At 42.7% G+C, this 2,403-nt stretch carries 2 protein-coding genes; both read left to right on the top strand.

Going from position 1 to position 2,403, the window contains the following annotated elements; genetic code table 11:
• Positions 1 to 742: 742 nt before the first annotated feature.
• Positions 743 to 988 carry a hypothetical protein gene (locus R7O12_RS23690; protein ID WP_140112611.1) on the top strand — a complete coding sequence of 82 codons (246 nt, stop codon included), beginning with the start codon at positions 743 to 745 and terminating at the stop codon, positions 986 to 988.
• Positions 989 to 1,353: 365 nt separating this feature from the next.
• Complete coding sequence (locus tag R7O12_RS23685) at positions 1,354 to 2,256, top strand: hypothetical protein (RefSeq protein WP_169608408.1); 903 nt, start codon at positions 1,354 to 1,356, stop codon at positions 2,254 to 2,256.
• Positions 2,257 to 2,403 lie beyond the last annotated feature (147 nt).

Below are 2,403 nucleotides of genomic sequence, written 5' to 3'. Positions count from 1 at the left end.
AAGTCCTTCCATGATAGACCATATCAAGTAAGCACTTCAAGAGTATTTCTGCACTCTGTTTGGAATCAAGATGTTTTGGACAGAACGATGCGCATCACTCACCGACCAAGGGATGTTCCAAAGGTGAGAGGTAAAGGCACTAATCAGAACTAAGCACCAAGCTCGATAAATCCGCCCCTTGTAGCTGCTAGAGGGGATAAGCGGAAAAGGAATAACTGATTAGTGTTGTGTGACTGGAACGGGGGCGAAAGCTTTACACACAGCGCAGGGCAGTCCGAAATAAGGGGAGAAATCCTTAGTTCAGAAAGCGACCATAGACAGTACCTAAATCACTCAAAATAGAGTCGAAATGGGTAGGGGTCGGCGCAGCCGAAATAAGCAATTTCGGCACCAACTCTTCTGTTTTCGCTTACCTCCTCCGCTCGGCGCAGTGTGCGAGTAAGCGAAGCGTCCGAGCATCGAGCAAGCGGCATGTCACTTCCACTAAATGGTGGCACTGTCACTCCTAACCTACGTGGGTTATATCCTTTCAATAGCTTATTTTTTAGGCTTGTGCTATCGTCTATTTTCGTACCAAGCCAGCATACACAGCGTCCCCTCTAGTCACTTCGTTCCTGACGGTTCCCCTGTGAGCTGGAAAGGGGCGCTAACGCCCCCTTTACCCCAGTAAACCAAATGTATCATTCCTCGCACTTACTTCATTTAGTATCCTATTAGTCCTTGGTTTGTATATGAGGTGCTTATGTCTAAGACTGATGAAGATATTGCGAATGTGAAGCGGATTAACTCAGGAATGAGGGTCCTTTCCCATTCTGTTTGGAGAAAAGTACATCAGCCTAACTTCAGAAGCTTTACGCAGTTTGATCAAATGTTTTGGGATGTGACTAACCGAGCTTGGCTATCTGTCGATCATTCTGCATTTTCCGACAAATTGGAATTTGCTCATCTTTATTGGGCTGACTATTGCAAGAAGAATTTAGCGTCATGATTGCTCTGGTTCTGTCGCCTCGCTTTGCTCGTTGCCGGTTCGTTAGTCCAGATTAAAACGCTACGCTCATTTAACCTGGACTAACAAACTCAGAATTGTTCAAAAAGCCCCTTACGTGGGCTTTTTTGTTCCAGATGCTTGTGCTCATCTTAGGATGATAAAACCGCTTCAAATGCGTCATAAACTTTCAAATCGATTTTGGGCTACCTAGGTATGGTTTTGTTGTTAAAACGCCTCCTGGGGCTTTCTAGGCTTCTCAAAACGATGTTTTTGATAATGAAGTTGCCTATTTAACATATGACCAATTATGCGCACCTTTAAGAGTGGTTATTATGTTGTCACTTTAATTGAGGTTAGGTGAACTGATGCCACACAATTTTTTAGATCGAAAGAAAAAACCTTTGAGTTCTTCTGGCGGAGGCTATAAGCCACTCCATGAAGAAGAATCATTAAGAAAACCACAAGCTCGAGAAGAAACGGTTAGAGAGCGAGCAGCCCGCCAACGTCGAGAGCGTCAAGCTGAATTGACGTATACCCAAGAAGATTACGCCCGTTGGGAACGAAATCGAAAAAGAAGACAGCTAGAGGTCGAAGCTCAAAAGGCGATTGAAGAATTATTAATTTTTCTTCCCGCATTGGATCTGGAAACTTCGGTTCACAGCCAAGCGGTAAAAGAATTTAGCGAAGCGTTCGATGTTATCTTGAAAGGGTACAACGGGGGCAATATTTCCTATGAGACTGGATATGATCTTATTCATCAGGTCAAAAATGGTTTCATTGAGGGAGGTGGTGCGCTTAGAAAAGTCGAAGAGAATCGGTTATCACGCCAGACAGAAAAGGCTGATAATTTCTCTCAAGATGGCAGTTATCGACGCAATCTAGTAGTGAATGATGAATCGTTTAATGTTCGCTTTAAAGCGAGTTGCGCTACGCCTGAATGCTTAATGAGAAATGCCAATATCGACATGGAAGATGATGCTTTTCAGGATTACATTGAGGCTGCAACACAAGATAAACGTTCGGATGTGATGCAGGTGATCGGTGTTGCTCTTATCGCTAACCCATATCTCAAACCTTTAGAATATGTTGTGTTTGGAGATATAGCCTACGCTGGACTTAAAGATAAAAACCTTGATCCTCTTTGGGCTTATTTAATGGGTAGAGGGGCTTACTATCGCCTACATTTACTTAGCGTGTCTAAGAGAGTGAAAGATACCTCAGAAAATGTTGTAAGTTATTTTTCAGGGAGCGTTTTAAGTAGTGATTGATAAGGTTAAGACGCAAAAGTATGTGAATGTATCCGATGGTATTAATGCATCTTGCTTAGGGATATGTTTATTCTTTTTTTCTGCGGAATTTATCTATCTTTTAAGCTTCTGGGGATTAACATTTTTTTTCTCAGGACTTGCTCTGAG

This window comes from Vibrio sp. Vb1574 (assembly GCF_033338675.1).
This window is presented reverse-complemented; position numbering and strand designations above follow the sequence as displayed.